Annotated in this window: 14 protein-coding genes and 2 pseudogenes; 8 read left to right on the forward strand and 8 right to left on the reverse strand. The window is 55.6% G+C overall.

Features of this window, described 5'->3' with window-relative positions; translation table 11 throughout:
- The 3 genes and pseudogenes from INF68_RS19970 to INF68_RS19980 all read right to left on the reverse strand — a co-directional run.
- A pseudogene (locus tag INF68_RS19970) lies at positions 1-309 on the reverse strand (integrase core domain protein); the annotation flags it as partial.
- A complete protein-coding gene (locus INF68_RS19975) occupies positions 296-1,138 on the reverse strand; it encodes a TnsA endonuclease N-terminal domain-containing protein (protein ID WP_071922810.1) in 843 nt (280 codons plus the stop codon). The pseudogene INF68_RS19970 and the gene INF68_RS19975, both read right to left, overlap by 14 nt.
- Before the next feature lie 142 nt (positions 1,139-1,280).
- A complete protein-coding gene (locus INF68_RS19980) occupies positions 1,281-2,483 on the reverse strand; it encodes an NAD(P)/FAD-dependent oxidoreductase (protein ID WP_126786761.1) in 1,203 nt (400 codons plus the stop codon).
- A gap of 228 nt (positions 2,484-2,711) precedes the next feature.
- Here INF68_RS19980 and pitA point away from each other — a divergent pair, with 228 nt between their 5' ends.
- Positions 2,712-4,211, forward strand: coding sequence for an inorganic phosphate transporter PitA (pitA, locus tag INF68_RS19985; RefSeq protein WP_023309552.1), 1,500 nt, complete (start codon positions 2,712-2,714; stop codon positions 4,209-4,211).
- Positions 4,212-4,265: 54 nt separating this feature from the next.
- Here the strand turns inward: pitA and uspB are convergent, their stop codons facing one another.
- On the reverse strand, positions 4,266-4,601 hold the full coding sequence (uspB, locus tag INF68_RS19990; protein ID WP_003861224.1) for a universal stress protein UspB: 336 nt from the start codon (positions 4,599-4,601) through the stop codon (positions 4,266-4,268).
- Positions 4,602-4,884: 283 nt separating this feature from the next.
- Between uspB and uspA the strand changes: the two genes are divergently transcribed.
- Positions 4,885-5,322, forward strand: coding sequence for a universal stress protein UspA (gene uspA / locus INF68_RS19995; protein WP_003861223.1), 438 nt, complete (start codon positions 4,885-4,887; stop codon positions 5,320-5,322).
- A gap of 96 nt (positions 5,323-5,418) precedes the next feature.
- On the opposite strand, the gene rsmJ is transcribed toward uspA, so the two are convergent.
- Both rsmJ and prlC read right to left on the reverse strand, forming a co-directional pair.
- Positions 5,419-6,171, reverse strand: a complete 753-nt coding sequence (gene rsmJ, locus INF68_RS20000) for a 16S rRNA (guanine(1516)-N(2))-methyltransferase RsmJ (RefSeq protein WP_109846186.1) — start codon at positions 6,169-6,171, stop codon at positions 5,419-5,421.
- A gap of 7 nt (positions 6,172-6,178) precedes the next feature.
- Positions 6,179-8,221: an oligopeptidase A gene (gene prlC, locus INF68_RS20005; RefSeq protein WP_047652936.1), complete on the reverse strand. Its 2,043-nt coding sequence runs from the start codon at positions 8,219-8,221 to the stop codon at positions 6,179-6,181.
- A 214-nt stretch (positions 8,222-8,435) separates the two neighbouring features.
- On the opposite strand from prlC, the gene INF68_RS20010 reads away from it, so the two are divergent.
- From INF68_RS20010 to INF68_RS20020, 3 genes are all read left to right on the forward strand, one after another.
- Complete coding sequence (locus tag INF68_RS20010; RefSeq protein WP_109846188.1) at positions 8,436-9,278, forward strand: 23S rRNA (adenine(2030)-N(6))-methyltransferase RlmJ; 843 nt, start codon at positions 8,436-8,438, stop codon at positions 9,276-9,278.
- A gap of 71 nt (positions 9,279-9,349) precedes the next feature.
- Positions 9,350-10,702: a glutathione-disulfide reductase gene (gene gorA, locus INF68_RS20015; protein ID WP_033146863.1), complete on the forward strand. Its 1,353-nt coding sequence runs from the start codon at positions 9,350-9,352 to the stop codon at positions 10,700-10,702.
- Between the two features lie 181 nt (positions 10,703-10,883).
- Entirely contained in the window at positions 10,884-12,533 is a 1,650-nt protein-coding gene (locus tag INF68_RS20020; protein WP_126786760.1) for an alpha,alpha-trehalase, read from the forward strand.
- A 59-nt stretch (positions 12,534-12,592) separates the two neighbouring features.
- Here INF68_RS20020 and INF68_RS20025 read toward each other — a convergent pair whose 3' ends face one another.
- A complete protein-coding gene (locus INF68_RS20025; protein ID WP_023309577.1) occupies positions 12,593-14,182 on the reverse strand; it encodes an STY4199 family HEPN domain-containing protein in 1,590 nt (529 codons plus the stop codon).
- A gap of 148 nt (positions 14,183-14,330) precedes the next feature.
- Between INF68_RS20025 and INF68_RS20030 the strand changes: the two genes are divergently transcribed.
- Together INF68_RS20030 and INF68_RS23530 are read left to right on the forward strand one after the other, a co-directional pair.
- On the forward strand, positions 14,331-14,870 hold the full coding sequence (locus tag INF68_RS20030) for a GNAT family N-acetyltransferase (RefSeq protein WP_126786759.1): 540 nt from the start codon (positions 14,331-14,333) through the stop codon (positions 14,868-14,870).
- A gap of 71 nt (positions 14,871-14,941) precedes the next feature.
- Positions 14,942-15,040: pseudogene (locus INF68_RS23530) on the forward strand (lysozyme); the annotation flags it as partial.
- 97 nt (positions 15,041-15,137) lie between these two features.
- Here INF68_RS23530 and INF68_RS20035 read toward each other — a convergent pair.
- Positions 15,138-15,896 carry an SDR family NAD(P)-dependent oxidoreductase gene (locus INF68_RS20035; protein ID WP_085841549.1) on the reverse strand — a complete coding sequence of 253 codons (759 nt, stop codon included), beginning with the start codon at positions 15,894-15,896 and terminating at the stop codon, positions 15,138-15,140.
- Between the two features lie 119 nt (positions 15,897-16,015).
- Between INF68_RS20035 and INF68_RS20040 the strand changes: the two genes are divergently transcribed.
- On the forward strand, positions 16,016-16,915 hold the full coding sequence (locus INF68_RS20040; protein ID WP_045404754.1) for a LysR family transcriptional regulator: 900 nt from the start codon (positions 16,016-16,018) through the stop codon (positions 16,913-16,915).
- Positions 16,916-16,934 lie beyond the last annotated feature (19 nt).

The following is a 16,934-nucleotide window of genomic DNA, read 5'->3' on the forward strand; positions in this document are numbered from 1 at the left end:
GTCATCTACAAGATCTTTAATGATATTGTAATTTTCATCTCGCCTTACCCTGTCTTCATCTGTTATTTCTTTCTCATCTACTAACATATATGAAGGGTAGATATAATCTTTACAAGTTATGCTATTTGATTCAATATAATATTTAAACAGTGAAAATGAGAAAGGAATTGGCTTACCAGTTCTTTCTGATTTTATTTTAAATAAAATTAACAAATCGACCTTTCTGTCAAAATCCAAAACACGATAAAGCCCCTCTGCAAGCAAATCAGTGCCTTGAGAGAGCCAGACTGAATTTCTAATAATATCCATTTGCGTTCAGTCCTATATAGTGGCCATTGGAAATTATCTTTATCAGTCCGGTTTCGAGTATTGGATATGATAAATCAACATTTATCATCTTTAATCCAATCATTGCCTGCAATAACATCATCGCTTCTTGTGCATCTACCCCAATGATTGATGAAATCATTGCGCGTAGTCCCACTATGGGATAAACATCTGGTTTAAGCTTCCATAGGATTTTACCAAGAGGATATTTATCATAAAATTCAGAGCCATCTCTTAATACAGAAGTAGCCCAACAAATATTTTTACCGACGACGTTATTGAGTTCCGAGCCAACATAAATTTGAAACTCAACATCAATCAACTGCCAAAACATTCTCTCTATTTCAAGCTTTTGGGCTTCGCGTTTAGGTATGCACTCGTTTTGTTTTACTGCTATAGCTTTGTATCGAAGTCCGCCTTCAGGAGTTCTCAAGGTCAGCAAGAAATCAGTTGTCATAACATTCAGGACATCGGCTGGTACACCTCTGACTCCCCTAACAAGCGGATGCTGCACATGTAAGTGATTGGCTATCTGTTGGGTCAGCAGTAGGGGTATGAGTGGGAATTGTTCGCGGATATCGATCACCGAGTCATTAAACTCAGCCAGGTAGAAAAAGTTACTTTCGACAGAAGAAAAGAAATGGTGGTTCCGAAACGTCTTGAGGCCAAAGACTATCGAACGGTTTCCATGGGATCTAACGTCCTGGGCTCTAAGCCAGGGTTGATAACTTTGTCCGTAGCCCAACCCTATGCCGTCACCTAGCGCATTTTCATAATCCAGATAGGATTTTAGACGCCTGCCCCTAGCCATGATCGTACCCACAAAACGTCATTGATACGTACCTATATGTGCATTTTATAGTCTCCAACCCTATAACCACACATAGAGTAAGTATAAAACATTAGCGTCGTTTTTTGAGAATGGTTACAACTTTAGTGCTTTGTGTACAACTTTATTGTCTTCGGACATCTGCCAGCGCCTGAGCACACGCCCAGGCACTTGCCCATGCCCACTGGAAGTTGTACCCGCCGAGCCAGCCGGTCACATCCATCACTTCGCCAATAAAATAGAGCCCCGGCACGTTGCGCGCTTCCATGGTGCGGGACGAGAGCTCATTCGTATCGACGCCACCCAGCGTGACCTCTGCCGTGCGGTAGCCTTCGGTGCCGTTTGGCTGAACGCGCCAGTTTGTCAGGGTCTCGACCAGCGTTTCCTGCTCGCGGCTGTTAAGCTGCTTAAGCGACACATCCGGGATCTGCCCCAGCGCCTGCAAACATTCCACCAGACGTTTTGGCAGTTGCATCGCCAGGGTGTTTTTCAGGCTTTGATTCGGGTGCGCGGTACGCTGCTCGTTAAGAAAAGCATCCAGATCGCACTCCGGAAGCAGATTCACCGTGACAAACTCCCCCGGCTGCCAGTAGCTGGAGATTTGCAGTACCGCCGGGCCGGAGAGGCCGCGATGGGTAAAGAGCAGATTTTCGCGGAACACCGTGCCGTCTTCGGCGGTAATGACCGAGGGAACAGACACGCCGGACAGCGTCTGCAGCTGTTCCAGAAGCGGTTTATGCAGCGTAAACGGCACCAGCCCGGCGCGAGTGGGCAAGACTTTAAGGCCAAACTGTTCGGCAATCTTATAGCCGAACGGGGAGGCGCCCAGCCCCGGCATCGACAGACCGCCGCTGGCGATCACCAGGCTGTCAGCGCTGACGGTTTCACCGTTCAGCTGCAGCGTATAGCCCTGGTCGTCGCGGGTGACCTCCAGCACTTCCGTGCGCAGGCGCATGACGACGCCGCCCTTCTCGCACTCGGCCACCAGCATATCGACAATCTGCTGCGCGGAGTCGTCGCAGAACAGCTGTCCCAGCGTCTTCTCATGCCACGCGATGCCGTGCTTGCCCACGAGATCGATAAAATCCCATTGTGTGTAGCGCGCCAGCGCAGATTTACAAAAATGACGGTTTTGGCTCAAATAGGCCGCGGGTTCAACATACAGATTAGTAAAGTTGCAGCGCCCGCCGCCGGACATCAGGATCTTACGGCCGGGCTTTTTACCGTTATCCAGCAGCAGCACGCGACGACCCGCCTGTCCGGCCATTGCCGCACAAAACATACCCGCCGCACCGGCGCCAATTACCACGGCATCAAACCTTTCCACGTCAAAACCCTCTTTGTTAACTGCCGCGGATTGTAAAGTTTCCTCTGTGGTCACACCAGCGTAAAAAGATATTACAAAGGCATTCCATTGAAATTTAAAGAATATCCTTTATGAGGCATTTCTCAAATCAGGTGGTATGTCAAAAAAAGTCTATATTTCACTTTGCCCGCCGCGCATTTGTCCTGGATAATGCGCCGCGTTCATGTCCTCAAAATGGCGTAACGTCCTATGCTACATTTGTTTGCCGGCCTGGATTTACATACCGGGCTTTTATTATTGCTTGCTCTGGTTTTTGTACTGTTTTACGAAGCGATCAACGGCTTCCACGACACTGCAAACGCAGTAGCGACAGTTATCTACACTCGCGCAATGCGATCGCAGCTTGCGGTTGTTATGGCGGCGGTATTTAACTTTTTTGGTGTTCTCCTGGGCGGGCTGAGCGTTGCGTATGCCATCGTGCATATGCTGCCAACGGATCTGCTGCTTAACGTTAGTTCTGGCCATGGCCTCGCTATGGTGTTCTCAATGCTGCTTGCTGCAATTATCTGGAACCTCGGTACCTGGTATTTTGGCCTGCCTGCATCCAGTTCTCACACGCTCATCGGCGCGATTATCGGCATCGGGTTAACCAACGCCCTGATGACCGGGACATCGGTTGTTGATGCGCTGAACCTGCCTAAAGTATTGGGCATTTTCGGCTCCCTGATCATCTCCCCTATCGTGGGTCTGGTCGTTGCAGGTGGCTTGATTTTCATCCTGCGTCGCTACTGGAGCAACACGAAAAAACGTGCGCGTATCCACCTGACGCCAGCAGAGCGTGAGAAGAAAGACGGCAAGAAAAAGCCGCCGTTCTGGACGCGTATCGCCCTGATCATTTCTGCTATCGGCGTGGCCTTCTCACACGGCGCGAACGACGGGCAGAAAGGCATTGGTCTGGTGATGCTGGTTCTGATCGGCGTCGCACCGGCAGGCTTCGTGGTGAACATGAATGCCTCCGGTTACGAAATCACCCGTACCCGCGATGCGGTCAACAACGTTGAAACCTATTTCCAGCAGCATCCTGACCTGCTGAAAAAAGCGACCGGCGTTGATCAGTTGATCCCTTCTCCGGAAGCCGGTGCAACCACCGCGCCTGGCGAGTTCCACTGCCATCCGGCAAACGCGATTAACGCGCTGGAACGCGCCAAGGGCATGCTGGGCGACATCGAAAGCTACGACAAACTGGCCGTTGAACAGCGTGGTCAACTGCGTCGTATCATGCTCTGCATCTCTGACGTGACCGATAAAGTCGCGAAGCTGCCAGAGGTGAATGGTGACGACAAACGTCTGCTGAAGAAACTGAAAAGCGATATGCTCAACACCATTGAGTACGCGCCAATCTGGATCATCATGGCCGTCGCGCTGGCACTCGGTATTGGTACGATGATTGGCTGGCGTCGTGTTGCGACCACCATCGGAGAGAAGATCGGTAAGAAAGGCATGACCTATGCGCAGGGTATGTCCGCGCAGATGACGGCGGCGGTTTCTATCGGTCTGGCGAGCTACACCGGTATGCCAGTATCCACCACCCACGTACTCTCCTCGTCCGTGGCAGGTACCATGATTGTTGACGGCGGCGGTCTGCAGCGCAAAACCGTGACAAACATTCTGATGGCCTGGGTGTTCACCCTTCCGGCGTCCATCCTGCTGTCTGGCGGTTTGTACTGGATTTCGCTGAAGCTGATTTAATCGGTTGAAGGCGACAAAAAAGCGGGTCAGGAAACTGACCCGCTTTTTTTATGCTCAGTGCCAAATCATCAATGCAATCATACTGACCACGACCAGCCCGCACAGGGCGCTGGTCAAAATGAACTGACGACGCAGGCGCTCGCAGCGACGAATAAACTCTTCATCGTGATGATCGCGGTAGCGCTGGTAGTAGATGTATCCCACCAGACGCATCTGCTTGCTGGGCTGTCCATGCGAGGTGAAGAACCCTCCACCGTCCACATACTGATAAAGCAACGGATCGCAACCACGAAGTACCACTAACAGCGCACGTAACGATGAGAAGTAGCGCGCCATATTCACTATGCAAACCACGCATAACGCCCAAAACAATGCGACGGTGCTAATCATACATCCTCCCCGGCGTCCGCCCACGAAGCAAGGCTTCTGAGCTACCGCACCCCAATGCCCTGACAGACAGTTCAGTGAAAGAATGACCAGAAGTCGATCCGGTTCGCGTTTTAATATCCGAACGGCTCATTTAATAGTGTAGGAGATCCGTTAATTTTTTTGCCACAAGGTTAATCGTTATCAACACCAAAGCTTGAAAAATATGTTTAACTGGGCCGTAATGAAAGTATCAGACGACGGCATTCTCACTTAGTCATCGATAACTTAAGGAAGGAGTAACACTATGGCTTACAAACACATTCTCATCGCGGTAGACCTCTCCCCTGAGAGCAAAGTGCTGGTTGATAAAGCGGTATCCATGGCACGTCCCTACAACGCGAAAGTTTCGCTGATTCACGTTGACGTGAATTACTCCGACCTCTACACCGGTCTGATCGACGTGAATCTTGGCGATATGCAGAAACGCATTTCCGAAGAGACTCACCATGCCCTGAGCGAACTCTCCACCAACGCGGGCTATCCAATTACCGAAACCCTGAGCGGCAGCGGCGATCTGGGCCAGGTGCTGGTTGATGCGATCAAGAAATACGATATGGACCTGGTGGTTTGCGGTCACCATCAGGACTTCTGGAGCAAGCTGATGTCTTCAGCGCGCCAGCTGATTAACACCGTTCACGTGGATATGCTGATTGTTCCACTGCGTGACGAAGAAGACGAGTAAGTGCGTTAAACTCCCCTCACCCTAACCCTCTCCCAAAGGGAGAGGGAATAGATCGAGGACGCAGGCCGGGTAAGGCGAAGCCGCCGCCCGGCTTTTTTATTCCGGCGTACCCGGATAAATATCAAACCGGTGCCCTTTGGTGGTCACCGCGTTAGCGGTCGCAACGTCCGCCAGCGGCGGCGCATAGTCCGGGCGCTTTACCACCACCCGCTTCGTGGCAAGCTGACGAGCCGGCTCCAGCAGGCCATCGGCATCCAAATCCGGCCCCACCAGCGACTGAAACACCCGCATCTCTTTCTTCACCAGCGCGCTTTTCTGCTTATGCGGGAACATAGGGTCGAGATAGACCACCTGCGGGCGCGGGGTGATATCCGTCAATGCCGTCAGGCTGGAGGCGTGGATCAGCTGCAAACGATCCTGCAGCCAGGTACCGATTTCCGGGTCCGCATAGCCTCGCGCCAGCCCGTCGTCGAGCAGCGCAGCGACCACCGGGTTACGCTCCAGCATCCGTACGCGACAGCCGACAGACGCCAGCACAAAGGCATCACGCCCCAGTCCCGCCGTGGCATCGACCACGTCCGGGAGGTAGCTCCCTTTGATGCCGACCGCTTTGGCCACCGCTTCGCCGCGACCGCCGCCGAACTTGCGCCGGTGCGCCATCGCGCCGCCGACAAAGTCGACAAAAATCCCGCCGAGCTTCGGTTCGTCGCGCTTGCGTAATTCGAGATGTTCCGGCGTCATCACCAGCGCCATCAGGTTTTCTTCATCGTGCTCCAGCCCCCAGCGGGCCGCCAGAACGGATAAGGCGCCGTCTCCGGCGCCTGTTTCATCTACTAAGCAGATCTTCACGTAACAATCAGCCTTTGATCCCGTAATGCTCAAGCATCGCATCCAGCTGCGGCTCGCGTCCGCGGAAGCGTTTGAACAGCACCATTGGCTCTTCAGACCCGCCTCGGGTCAGAATGTTATCGAGGAACGACTGGCCGGTTTCGCGGTTGAAGATCCCCTCTTCTTCGAAGCGGGAGAAGGCATCTGCCGCCAGCACGTCGGCCCACAGGTAGCTGTAGTAGCCCGCCGCGTAGCCGCCGGCGAAGATGTGGCTGAACGCGTGCGGGAAGCGGCCCCAGGTTGGCCCTGGAATAACGGCAACCTGCTTTTTAATCTCGGCCAGGGTTTCAAGGATTTTCGCACCCTGCTCCGGGCTAAACTCGGCGTGCAGGCGGAAATCGAACAGGCCGAACTCCAGCTGGCGCAGAATGAACATCGCCGCCTGGTAGTTTTTCGCCGCCAGCATTTTATCCAGCAGCTCTTTCGGCAGCGGTTCGCCGGTCTCATAGTGACCGGAAATAAACGCCAGCGCGTCCGGCTCCCAGCACCAGTTTTCCATAAACTGGCTTGGCAGCTCGACCGCATCCCACGGCACGCCGCTGATACCGGCCACGCCTGCGGTTTCGATGCGGGTCAGCATGTGGTGCAGACCGTGACCGAACTCGTGGAAAAGAGTGATCACTTCGTCGTGGGTGAATAGCGCCGGTTTGCCGCTTACCGGACGGTTGAAGTTACAGGTCAGGTAGGCGACCGGCTTCTGCAGAGAACCGTCGGCTTTACGCATCTGGCCCACGCAGTCGTCCATCCATGCCCCGCCGCGCTTGTTCTCACGCGCGTAGAGATCGAGGTAGAAGCTGCCGCGCAGTTCGTTTTTCTCGTCATACAGCTCGAAGAAACGCACGTCCGGGTGCCAGACGTCGATATCGGTACGCTCTTTGGCGGTGATGCCATAGATGCGTTTTACCACTTCGAACAGGCCGTTGACGGCTTTGTTTTCCGGGAAGTACGGGCGCAGCTGCTCGTCGCTGATGCTGTAGAGGTGCTGCTTCTGTTTTTCGCTGTAGTACGCGATATCCCACGGCTGCAGTTCGTCCACGCCGAACTCCGCTTTTGCGAAGGCGCGCAGCTGGGCCAGCTCTTTCTCACCCTGCGGACGGGCGCGTTTCGCCAGATCGGTCAGGAAGTCGAGTACCTGCTGCGGATTTTCTGCCATTTTGGTGGCGAGAGATTTATCGGCGTAGTTTTCGAAGCCCAGCAGCTGCGCCAGCTCGTGACGCAGGGCGAGGATTTCCGCCATTACCGGGCTGTTGTCCCACTTACCGGCATTCGGCCCCTGATCGGAGGCGCGGGTGCTGTACGCGCGGTACATCTCTTCGCGCAGGGCCTGGTTGTCGCAGTAGGTCATCACCGGCAGATAGCTCGGGATATCCAGCGTCAACAGGAAGCCTTCCTGCTCTTTCGCTTCAGCCTGGGCTTTTGCCGCCGCCAGCGCGCTTTCCGGCATACCGGCCAGTTCCGCTTCGTCGGTAATCAGCTTCGTCCAGCCCATGGTGGCGTCGAGCACGTTGTTGCTGTACTGGTTGCCCAGCTCGGACAGACGCGCGGCGATTTCGCCGTAGCGGGTCTGCTTCTCTTTTGGCAGGCCAATCCCGGACAGCTCAAAATCACGCAGGGCGTTATCGACCGATTTTTTCTGCGCCGTGCTCAATTCGGCATAGTGGTCGCCATCGCGCAGGTCGCGGTAGGCTTTGTACAGCCCTTCGTGCTGCCCGACCCAGGTGCTGTACTCAGAGAGCAGCGGCAGCGTCTGTTCGTAGGCTTCGCGCAGTTCCGGGCTGTTTTTTACCGAGTTCAGGTGGCTCACCGGGGAGAAGATACGCCCCAGCACGTCGTCCACTTCGGCCAGCGGCTGACACAGATTTTCCCAGGTGTACGGCGCGCCCTGCGCTACCACGCTTTCTACCGCCGCGCGGCAGTTGTCCAGCGATTGCGTAACGGCTGGAACCACATGCTCAGGGAGGATTTTAGAAAACGGCGGCAACGAAAAAGGCGTCAGTAATGGATTGGTCATAAACGCTGTCCTGTTGAAATAGGTGAATGAAGCGCGCATCCGGCGCTGTGCATATGGGATCTAGAATGGGGTTAAGTGTAGAGGATTTCAATGCCGGACGTTGCGCTTTCGCGGCAGTGGAAACTTTTCTGTATACTGTGGCGATACGCTCTATTTTTGCCCGATGGCGCTACGCTTATCGGGCCTACGTTTACTACCTGGAACACATTCATCCATGCTCAGTTATCGCCACAGCTTCCACGCAGGCAACCACGCCGACGTCCTTAAACACACCGTACAGAGCCTGATCATCGAATCGCTCAAAGAGAAAGAGAAGCCGTTTCTCTATCTGGACACGCACGCGGGCGCGGGCCGTTATCAGCTGAGCGGCGAGCATGCCGAGCGTACCGGTGAATATCTGGAAGGAATTGCCCGCATCTGGCAGCAGGACGACCTGCCTGCCGAGCTGGAGCCGTACATCGGCGTGGTGAATCACTTCAACCGCAACGGCCAGCTGCGCTACTACCCTGGCTCACCGCTGATTGCGCGCCAGCTGTTGCGCGAGCAGGACAGCCTCCAGCTGACCGAGCTGCACCCGAGCGATTTTCCGCTGCTGCGTTCTGAATTCCAGAAAGACAGTCGCGCCCGCGTGGAAAAATCCGACGGCTACCAGCAGCTGAAAGCCAGGCTGCCGCCGGTTTCCCGTCGCGGCCTGGTGCTGATCGACCCGCCGTACGAAATCAAAACCGACTATCAGGCGGTGGTGACCGGCATCCACGAAGGTTACAAACGCTTTGCTACCGGCACCTATGCCCTGTGGTACCCGGTGGTGCTGCGCGCGCAAATCAAACGCATGATCAAAGACCTGGAAGCGACCGGCATCCGCAAGATCCTGCAGATCGAGCTGGCGGTACGCCCTGACAGCGATCAGCGCGGCATGACCGCCTCCGGCATGATTGTGATCAACCCGCCGTGGAAGCTTGAAGCGCAGATGAATAACGTGCTGCCGTGGCTGCATAAAACGCTGGTGCCAGCGGGTACAGGCCACGCCACCGTCAGTTGGATCGTGCCGGAGTAATCGCAGCCATCGGTGGAAACTATTGATTTCAGGTATACAATCGCGGCAATTCACGATTAAGGACAAAAGCTATGACTAAGCATTATGACTACATCGCCATCGGCGGCGGCAGCGGCGGCATCGCCTCCATCAACCGTGCGGCCATGTACGGCCAGAAGTGCGCGCTGATTGAAGCCAAAGCGCTGGGCGGCACCTGCGTGAACGTGGGCTGTGTACCGAAGAAAGTGATGTGGCATGCGGCGCAGATCCGTGAAGCTATCCATATGTATGGCCCGGACTACGGCTTTGACACCACCATCAACCGCTTCGACTGGGACAAACTGATCGCCAGCCGTACCGCCTACATCGACCGTATTCACACCTCGTACGACAACGTGCTGGGTAAAAATAACGTCGATGTCATCCACGGTTTCGCCCGCTTTGTGGACGCGAAAACGATCGAAGTGAACGGCGAGACGATCACCGCCGATCACATTCTGATCGCCACCGGCGGCCGTCCGAGCCACCCGAACATCCCGGGCGTGGAATACGGCATCGACTCCGACGGTTTCTTCGAGCTGCCTGCCCTGCCAAAACGCGTTGCCGTTGTTGGCGCGGGTTACATTGCGGTGGAACTGGCCGGCGTGATTAACGGCCTGGGCGCAGAAGCGCACCTGTTCGTACGTAAACACGCGCCGCTGCGCAGCTTTGACCCGCTGATTGTCGATACGCTGGTTGAAGTGATGAACACCGAAGGCCCGACCCTGCACACCAACGCCGTGCCAAAAGCGGTCGTGAAAAACGCGGACGGCAGCCTGACGCTTGAGCTGGAAGATGGCCGCAGCCAGACCGTCGATTGCCTGATCTGGGCGATTGGCCGTGAACCTGCGAACGATAACTTCAACCTGGGCGTAACTGGCGTGAAAACCGACGAAAAAGGCTATATCGTCGTCGATAAATTCCAGAACACCAGCGTACCGGGCATTTATGCGGTCGGCGATAATACCGGAGCGGTTGAGCTGACGCCGGTCGCCGTTGCGGCGGGTCGTCGTCTCTCCGAGCGCCTTTTCAACAACAAGCCGGACGAGCATCTGGACTACAGCAACATCCCGACCGTGGTCTTCAGCCACCCGCCAATCGGCACCGTCGGCTTAACCGAGCCGCAGGCGCGCGAGCAGTACGGCGACGACCAGGTGAAAGTGTATAAATCGGCGTTTACCGCGATGTACACCGCCGTCACCTCTCACCGTCAGCCGTGCCGCATGAAGCTGGTCTGCGTAGGTCCGGAAGAGAAGATTGTCGGCATCCACGGCATCGGCTTCGGCATGGACGAGATCCTGCAGGGCTTCGCCGTGGCGCTGAAGATGGGCGCAACCAAGAAAGACTTCGACAACACGGTGGCCATCCACCCGACGGCCGCGGAAGAGTTTGTGACCATGCGTTAATCCTGATGCCCCTCTCCTGAGGGGCATTTTTTTAACATTCATAAATCGTTGCAAAACGAATGCTCCGAAAATAGTGATCTACCGCACATTTCCCTCCCCATCTACCGAAGCGAATGTCTACGCTTATAAGACGCCCGGATAAACCTGTCTTTTGAACACACAACCGGAGGTCCCTATCACCATGTTCAACCAGAAACTACAGGCTACCGAGAACATCGAGTTCGAGATTGCAGAAGAGCTGCGCTACGAGACCGATCCCTGCGAGTTGAAACTGGATGAAATGATTGAGGCGGAGCCGGAACCCGAAATGATCGAGGGGCTACCCGCCTCCGATGCGTTGACGCCCGCAGACCGCTATCTTGAACTGTTCGAGCATGTGCAGTCGACGCGGCTGTTTGCGGACAGTAAAACCTTCCCCGACTGCGCGCCGAAGATGGATCCGCTGGATATCCTGATCCGCTACCGCAAGGTCAGACGCCACCGGGATTTCGACCTGCGCCAGTTTGTGGAGAACCACTTCTGGATGCCGGAAACGTACGGCACAGAATATGTCTCCGACCCGGGATTCTCCCTGAAAGAGCACATTGATAACCTGTGGCCGGTGCTGACGCGCGAGCCGCAGGATCATATTCCCTGGTCTTCCCTGCTGGCCCTGCCGCAGGCCTATATCGTCCCCGGCGGGCGATTCAGCGAGACCTACTACTGGGATTCCTATTTCTCCATGCTGGGGCTGGCGGAGAGCGGCCGTAACGATCTGCTCAAATGTATGGCGGACAACTTCGCCTGGCTGATTGAACGCTACGGGCATATCCCCAACGGCAACCGCACCTATTATCTCAGCCGCTCGCAGCCGCCGGTCTTTGCCCTGATGGTGGAGCTGTTCGAGGAGGATGGCGTGCGCGGTGCAAAACGCTATCTGGATCACCTCAAAATGGAGTACGCCTTCTGGATGGACGGCGCGGAGTCGCTGCTGCTTAACCAGGCTTACCGCAGCGCCGTGCGCATGCCGGACGGTTCACTGCTCAACCGCTACTGGGACGACCGTGATACCCCGCGCGACGAATCGTGGATTGAGGACGTGGAAACTGCCCGCCACTCGGGTCGTCCGCCCAATGAGGTGTATCGCGACCTGCGCGCGGGGGCGGCGTCCGGCTGGGATTACTCGTCCCGCTGGCTGCGCGATCCGTCGCGGCTCGCCAGCATCCGCACGACGCAGTTTATCCCCATCGATCTGAACGCCTTCCTGTTCAAGCTGGAAAGCGCTATCGCCAACATCTCGGCGTCGAAAGGGGATAAAGAGACGGCAGAGGCGTTTCGCCAGAAAGCCAACGATCGCCGCGCGGCGGTGAACCGCTATCTGTGGGACGAGGAGAGCGGCTGCTACCGCGATTACGACTGGCGACGCGAAGAGCTGGCGCTGTTTTCTGCCGCCAGCATTGTGCCGCTGTATGTTGGAATGGCGACGCACGAGCAGGCAGAACGTTTGTCTGATGCTGTCAAATCGCGGCTGCTGACCCCGGGCGGAATTCTGGCGACCGAGTACGAAACCGGCGAGCAGTGGGATAAACCCAACGGCTGGGCGCCGCTGCAGTGGATGGCGATTCAGGGGTTCAAGCAGTACGGCAACGACTCGCTGGGCGATGAGATCGCCTGGAGCTGGCTGCATACGGTGAACCATTTTTATAAGACGCATCACAAGCTGATTGAGAAGTATCACATCGCCAGCAGCACGCCGCGCGAAGGCGGCGGGGGTGAGTATCCGCTGCAGGACGGTTTCGGCTGGACGAACGGCGTGGTGCGGCGGCTGATTGGGTTGTATGGGGAGCCTTAAGCGGGGTGCGGTCTGGTGCCCTCACCCCAGCCCTCTCCCACAGGGAGAGGGAGAAGAGATCAGCGAATCACCTCATAAATGGCAGTCTGAATGGACTGCCATTTTTTCGTGGTGGCATCCGGCTGCGACTGCGCGCGGCGTGTGGCCATGTCGAGATCGTGCTGCTGGCGTTTCACCACGGCAGGCACGGTGCAGAAAGCTTTGAGATACTCTTTACGTACCGAGGTCAGAGACTCGCCGTTCGACATGGCGTGGCTGAGAGTGTTGATGAAGCGACGGCACGGCTTCTCTTCCACCATGTTCTGCCGGTAGCGTAACATCAGCTCCAGCACATCGTCATAGCCTGCCGACATCGCCTCTTCGGTCCAGGAGAGCTTCCAGTCCATGCCGCCCTGCAAAAACAGCAGGGTCACGCGGGTATCGTTGCGGTTAATGGCCGAGCGGAAATTATTCTCGTCCCAGGTGACCCCCATGCGCGTGAGCGTTTCGCGCGAAGAAGGCGTCTCGCGCATTTCCTGCGGAGAAGCCGCTTCAGCCGCGCTGGCGGTTGCAGGCTGCGGTTTGCTGCTGGTCACCAGCCAGAAGCCCCCCGCCACGATAGCAATCACCATGACGCCAACCGCCCCCCATAGCGCACCGGAAATGAGCTGCTCGCGTTGTTCGGGGGTACGCGGCGCGCGCTGGGTCGGCTTTTCAATGGTGTCACGGACTTCAAACAGATCCCCACCGGTGACCCGATCCATTTTCTGCGCCTTTTCCCAGAAGGTATGCAATTCGCTGGCATCTACCGCCATGAATCCGGCCGGATTGACGCGCGTTCTCCCCTCTTCAAACGCGCGCTGAACGGGCCGCGCGATCTGCGCATAGTAGTTATCCAGCAGCTGGATTTGCGCCGAGCTTAGCGTTTTCTGAACGGTAATGCTGTTGCGGATTTGCCGAATGTCATCGAGGAAGGTTTGCAGCGTTTTGCGCGGTTCAACCAGCAGCGTCAGCATGGACGGGTCGCTGAACAGCGAAGCGTAATAGCGGCTGAACTCTTTTTTATCCACCAGCATCTGCGCCAGTTCACTGAACATCATGCCGCTGAGGACATCATTGATCTCGCCAAGCTTCAGCCAGCGCCGCACGCGGTCAGCGTTAAACAGGGTCTTAAGATGGTTGTTCAGCCGTACCTGATCGGGCCAGGCCTGCTGGATGAGCCCTTTGATCATCAGCTCAATCGCGCGTACCTGCTTGTGCGCCTGCTGCTGCTGGAGTTCGCTTCCCGGTGCCAGGTCAGTGCTGTAGGTCAATAGCGGCTGCTGCAGCCGAAGATGTTCCAGAGCGGTCACAAACCGCATCGCCGCAATAAGCTGGTTTTCACTCACATCCTGTCCGCTTTCATACTGCGGAACGCGCTGCTGCAGCAGGCGCAGCTGGAGCGTAAATTCCGACATCTCGGCATCATTGAGGTTGAGTTTTTTCGCAACGGCTCCCCAGCCGCCCAGAGCTAATCGCGCGCTGTCGAGTTGTTCCAGAAACCAGCGTGGATCTTTTCCCTCAGAAGCATGTACATTCAGAAGAAGCAAAATTTCCACCGACGCATGGCGAATGACCGCCAGACAGTGTTCGAACTGTTCGCGAATATGATGTGATGTGCTGAGAGTCATTGTTTTCCTTAAGCGACAACGAAGACATCCGGAATGGGCACGAAACGCCCTTTATTCTTTTTATTTATACGCGGTTAACCATACCTGACTTTCTGTTGAAATAAAGTGACAACCCTAAAATGATTTAAAATGTTTCAGGAGAATCTGAATGCCGGTTTTAATTACCTCTCGCCTGACCTGTTCGCCCCTGCAGGAACAAGACTGGCCCTTTTTTCTGGCGCTACAGCAGCACCCGGACGTGATGCGCTTTGTGTCGGAAGACCGTCCCGTCGCGGCGATCCGCGAGGCGTTTGATTCGCGCCTGACCCCATGGGCACCGGGCAGCGCTCACTGGCTTTGTCTCGTCGTGCGTGACACCGCCTCACAGGCCCCGCTGGGCGTTACCGGATATATTCATCGGGAGGAGGACTGCGCAGAAGTGGGCTTCCTTTTCGCACCCGAGGCGCAGGGGAAAGGTTACGGCTTTGAATCCCTGAAAGCACTTTGCGATTACGCTTTTCATCAGGGCGGTATACGGCGACTCACCGCCACCGTCACCGCGGGAAATGTCGCGTCAAGACGCCTGCTGGAAAAAAACCACTTTCGTCTGGAAGGTGAATTACGCGAGAGCTATTACCTTGCGGGGCGCTGGCAAAATGACTGGCTATTTGGTTTATTACAGCAGGAATACCTGAATAATAATTCCTGACCAACCGCTTTTTAGCAGATATTTCCCGGACGTCGTTTCCTCTTTAATGTCACTATTAAGAGGAAACGAATATCAAACGTCATTCGCTGAAAATATTTTCTGCCGCCATTGCGTTAATAAAAAAACATCCGGGTCTTTCTCTGGAGAAATATCGTGATGAAAAGGGGTTGTCGGCTATGGCTGCCTGCGTTCTTTATCACTGTCAGTATGCAGACGCATCCATACTAAGGGTTTCCTTAAGGGGCTCCTTCCCCTTAAGCCCGCGCATCACAGGAACATACCGCCTGATACTTCAATACGTTGCGCATTCATCCAGCCCAGCTTATCGCTGAGCAGTGCCGCAACGGCATCGCCAATATCGTCCGGCAGCCCCACCCGTCCCAGCGCCGTCTGCGAGGCCAGAAGCTGATTCAGCTCCGCGTTGTCGCGCACGCGTCCGCCGCCAAAGTCAGTTTCTATCGCGCCCGGCGCAATAATATTGACGGAAATTCCGCGCGCGCCCAGCTCTTTCGCCTGATAACGCGTCAGCACTTCCATCGCCCCCTTCATGGCCGCGTAGGTCCCTGAGCCCGGCTGGGTAAAACGGGCCAGCCCGCTGGAGACGTTGAGGATACGCCCCCCGTCGTTAAGCAGCGGCAGCAGGCGCTGGGTCAGGAAGAAAGGTCCTTTGAAATGAATGTTCAGCGCTTCATCAAACTGAGCCTCCGTCGTGTCGGCATAGGGCGCGTATAAACCCGTTCCGGCATTGTTCAATAAATAGTCAAAGGTTTCGCGCTGCCAGACGGTCTTAAGGGTTTCCTGAAGCTGTCGGGCAAAATGATCAAAACTCGTGATATCACCGACGTTGAGCTGTAATGCCGCTGCGTTGACGCCTTTTTGCTGAATTTCATGCACAACATCCAGCGCTTCCTGCTGGCTACGGTTGTATGTCAGGACAATTCCCGTGCCGTCTGCCGCCAGCTTTAACGCAGCGTTTTTGCCCAGACCACGGCTACCACCCGTCACTAATGCGATACGTTCACTCATCATAAACCTCGTTTTGGCTGTTAAGGAGATTGAGAAAGAGCTTATTAGGTGATAGAAAATCAATAAAGATGGGTTAAAACGCTTCACTGTTTCACCAGAAACAACAATGAGCTTCCTCTATGGATAAAATTCACGCAATGCAGCTGTTCGTCCGCGTCGCGGAACTGGAAAGTTTTTCCCGCGCGGCCGAAACATTAACCCTGCCGAAAGGCAGCGTCTCGCGGCAAATTCAGGCCCTGGAAAACCGGCTTGGCACCCAGCTATTGCACCGCACCACGCGCCGCGTCAGCCTGACGCAGGACGGCATGGTCTATTACGAACGGGCGAAAGATCTGCTGGCAAACCTTGATGAACTCGACGGTATGTTTCAGCACGATCCCTCCAGCATCAGCGGTCGGCTCCGCGTGGATATGCCCGTCGGGGTTGCTCGAAATTTAGTCATCCCCAAACTACCTGCTTTTCTGCAGCACTATCCGGGCATTGAACTCGAGCTCAGCAGCAGCGATCGTCTGGTGGATGTGATCCGCGAAGGGTTTGATTGCGTGGTGCGCGTCGGCACTTTGAAGGATTCAGGGCTGATTGCCCGTCCGCTGGGCAAGCTGTCGGTGATTAACTGCGCCAGCCCGGACTATCTGGCGCGATTTGGCTATCCGGAAACCCTGGACGATTTGGGCTCGCACGCCGTGATCCACTACGCCGCGATGCTGGGAACCCGCCCGCAGGGCTTTGAGTTTTATAACGGCAGTGCGACGCAGTGGATTAAAACGGGCGGGGTGTTAACCGTCAACAGCACGGAAACTTACCAGGCTGCCTGTCTCGCCGGGCTGGGCATTATTCAGGTTCCGCGGGTTGGGGTGCGCGATTTACTGCGCGCGAAGAAACTGATTGAGATCCTCCCGCAATACCGGGCCGAACCGATGCCCGTCTCCCTGATTTACCCTCACCGCCGCAACCTCTCCCGCCGGGTCCATCTGTTCATGGAGTGGCTTACCGAACTCACAAAAGCTTACGTGGACTAGCCGCAAGCTATAATTCAAA

The sequence above is a fragment of the Enterobacter cloacae complex sp. P16RS2 genome (assembly GCF_014982155.1).
In the GTDB taxonomy this organism is placed as follows: Bacteria; Pseudomonadota; Gammaproteobacteria; order Enterobacterales; family Enterobacteriaceae; genus Enterobacter; species Enterobacter cloacae_M.

Coding starts and splice junctions, on each gene's coding strand:
- INF68_RS20025 (WP_023309577.1), bottom strand. CDS start 14,182: ATGACTCTCAGCACATCACATCATATTCGCGAACAGTTCGAACACTGT.
- gorA (WP_033146863.1), top strand. CDS start 9,350: ATGACTAAGCATTATGACTACATCGCCATCGGCGGCGGCAGCGGCGGC.
- prlC (WP_047652936.1), bottom strand. CDS start 8,221: ATGACCAATCCATTACTGACGCCTTTTTCGTTGCCGCCGTTTTCTAAA.
- INF68_RS19975 (WP_071922810.1), bottom strand. CDS start 1,138: ATGGCTAGGGGCAGGCGTCTAAAATCCTATCTGGATTATGAAAATGCG.
- INF68_RS20020 (WP_126786760.1), top strand. CDS start 10,884: ATGTTCAACCAGAAACTACAGGCTACCGAGAACATCGAGTTCGAGATT.
- INF68_RS20010 (WP_109846188.1), top strand. CDS start 8,436: ATGCTCAGTTATCGCCACAGCTTCCACGCAGGCAACCACGCCGACGTC.
- INF68_RS20040 (WP_045404754.1), top strand. CDS start 16,016: ATGGATAAAATTCACGCAATGCAGCTGTTCGTCCGCGTCGCGGAACTG.
- uspA (WP_003861223.1), top strand. CDS start 4,885: ATGGCTTACAAACACATTCTCATCGCGGTAGACCTCTCCCCTGAGAGC.
- INF68_RS20030 (WP_126786759.1), top strand. CDS start 14,331: ATGCCGGTTTTAATTACCTCTCGCCTGACCTGTTCGCCCCTGCAGGAA.
- pitA (WP_023309552.1), top strand. CDS start 2,712: ATGCTACATTTGTTTGCCGGCCTGGATTTACATACCGGGCTTTTATTA.
- uspB (WP_003861224.1), bottom strand. CDS start 4,601: ATGATTAGCACCGTCGCATTGTTTTGGGCGTTATGCGTGGTTTGCATA.
- INF68_RS20035 (WP_085841549.1), bottom strand. CDS start 15,896: ATGAGTGAACGTATCGCATTAGTGACGGGTGGTAGCCGTGGTCTGGGC.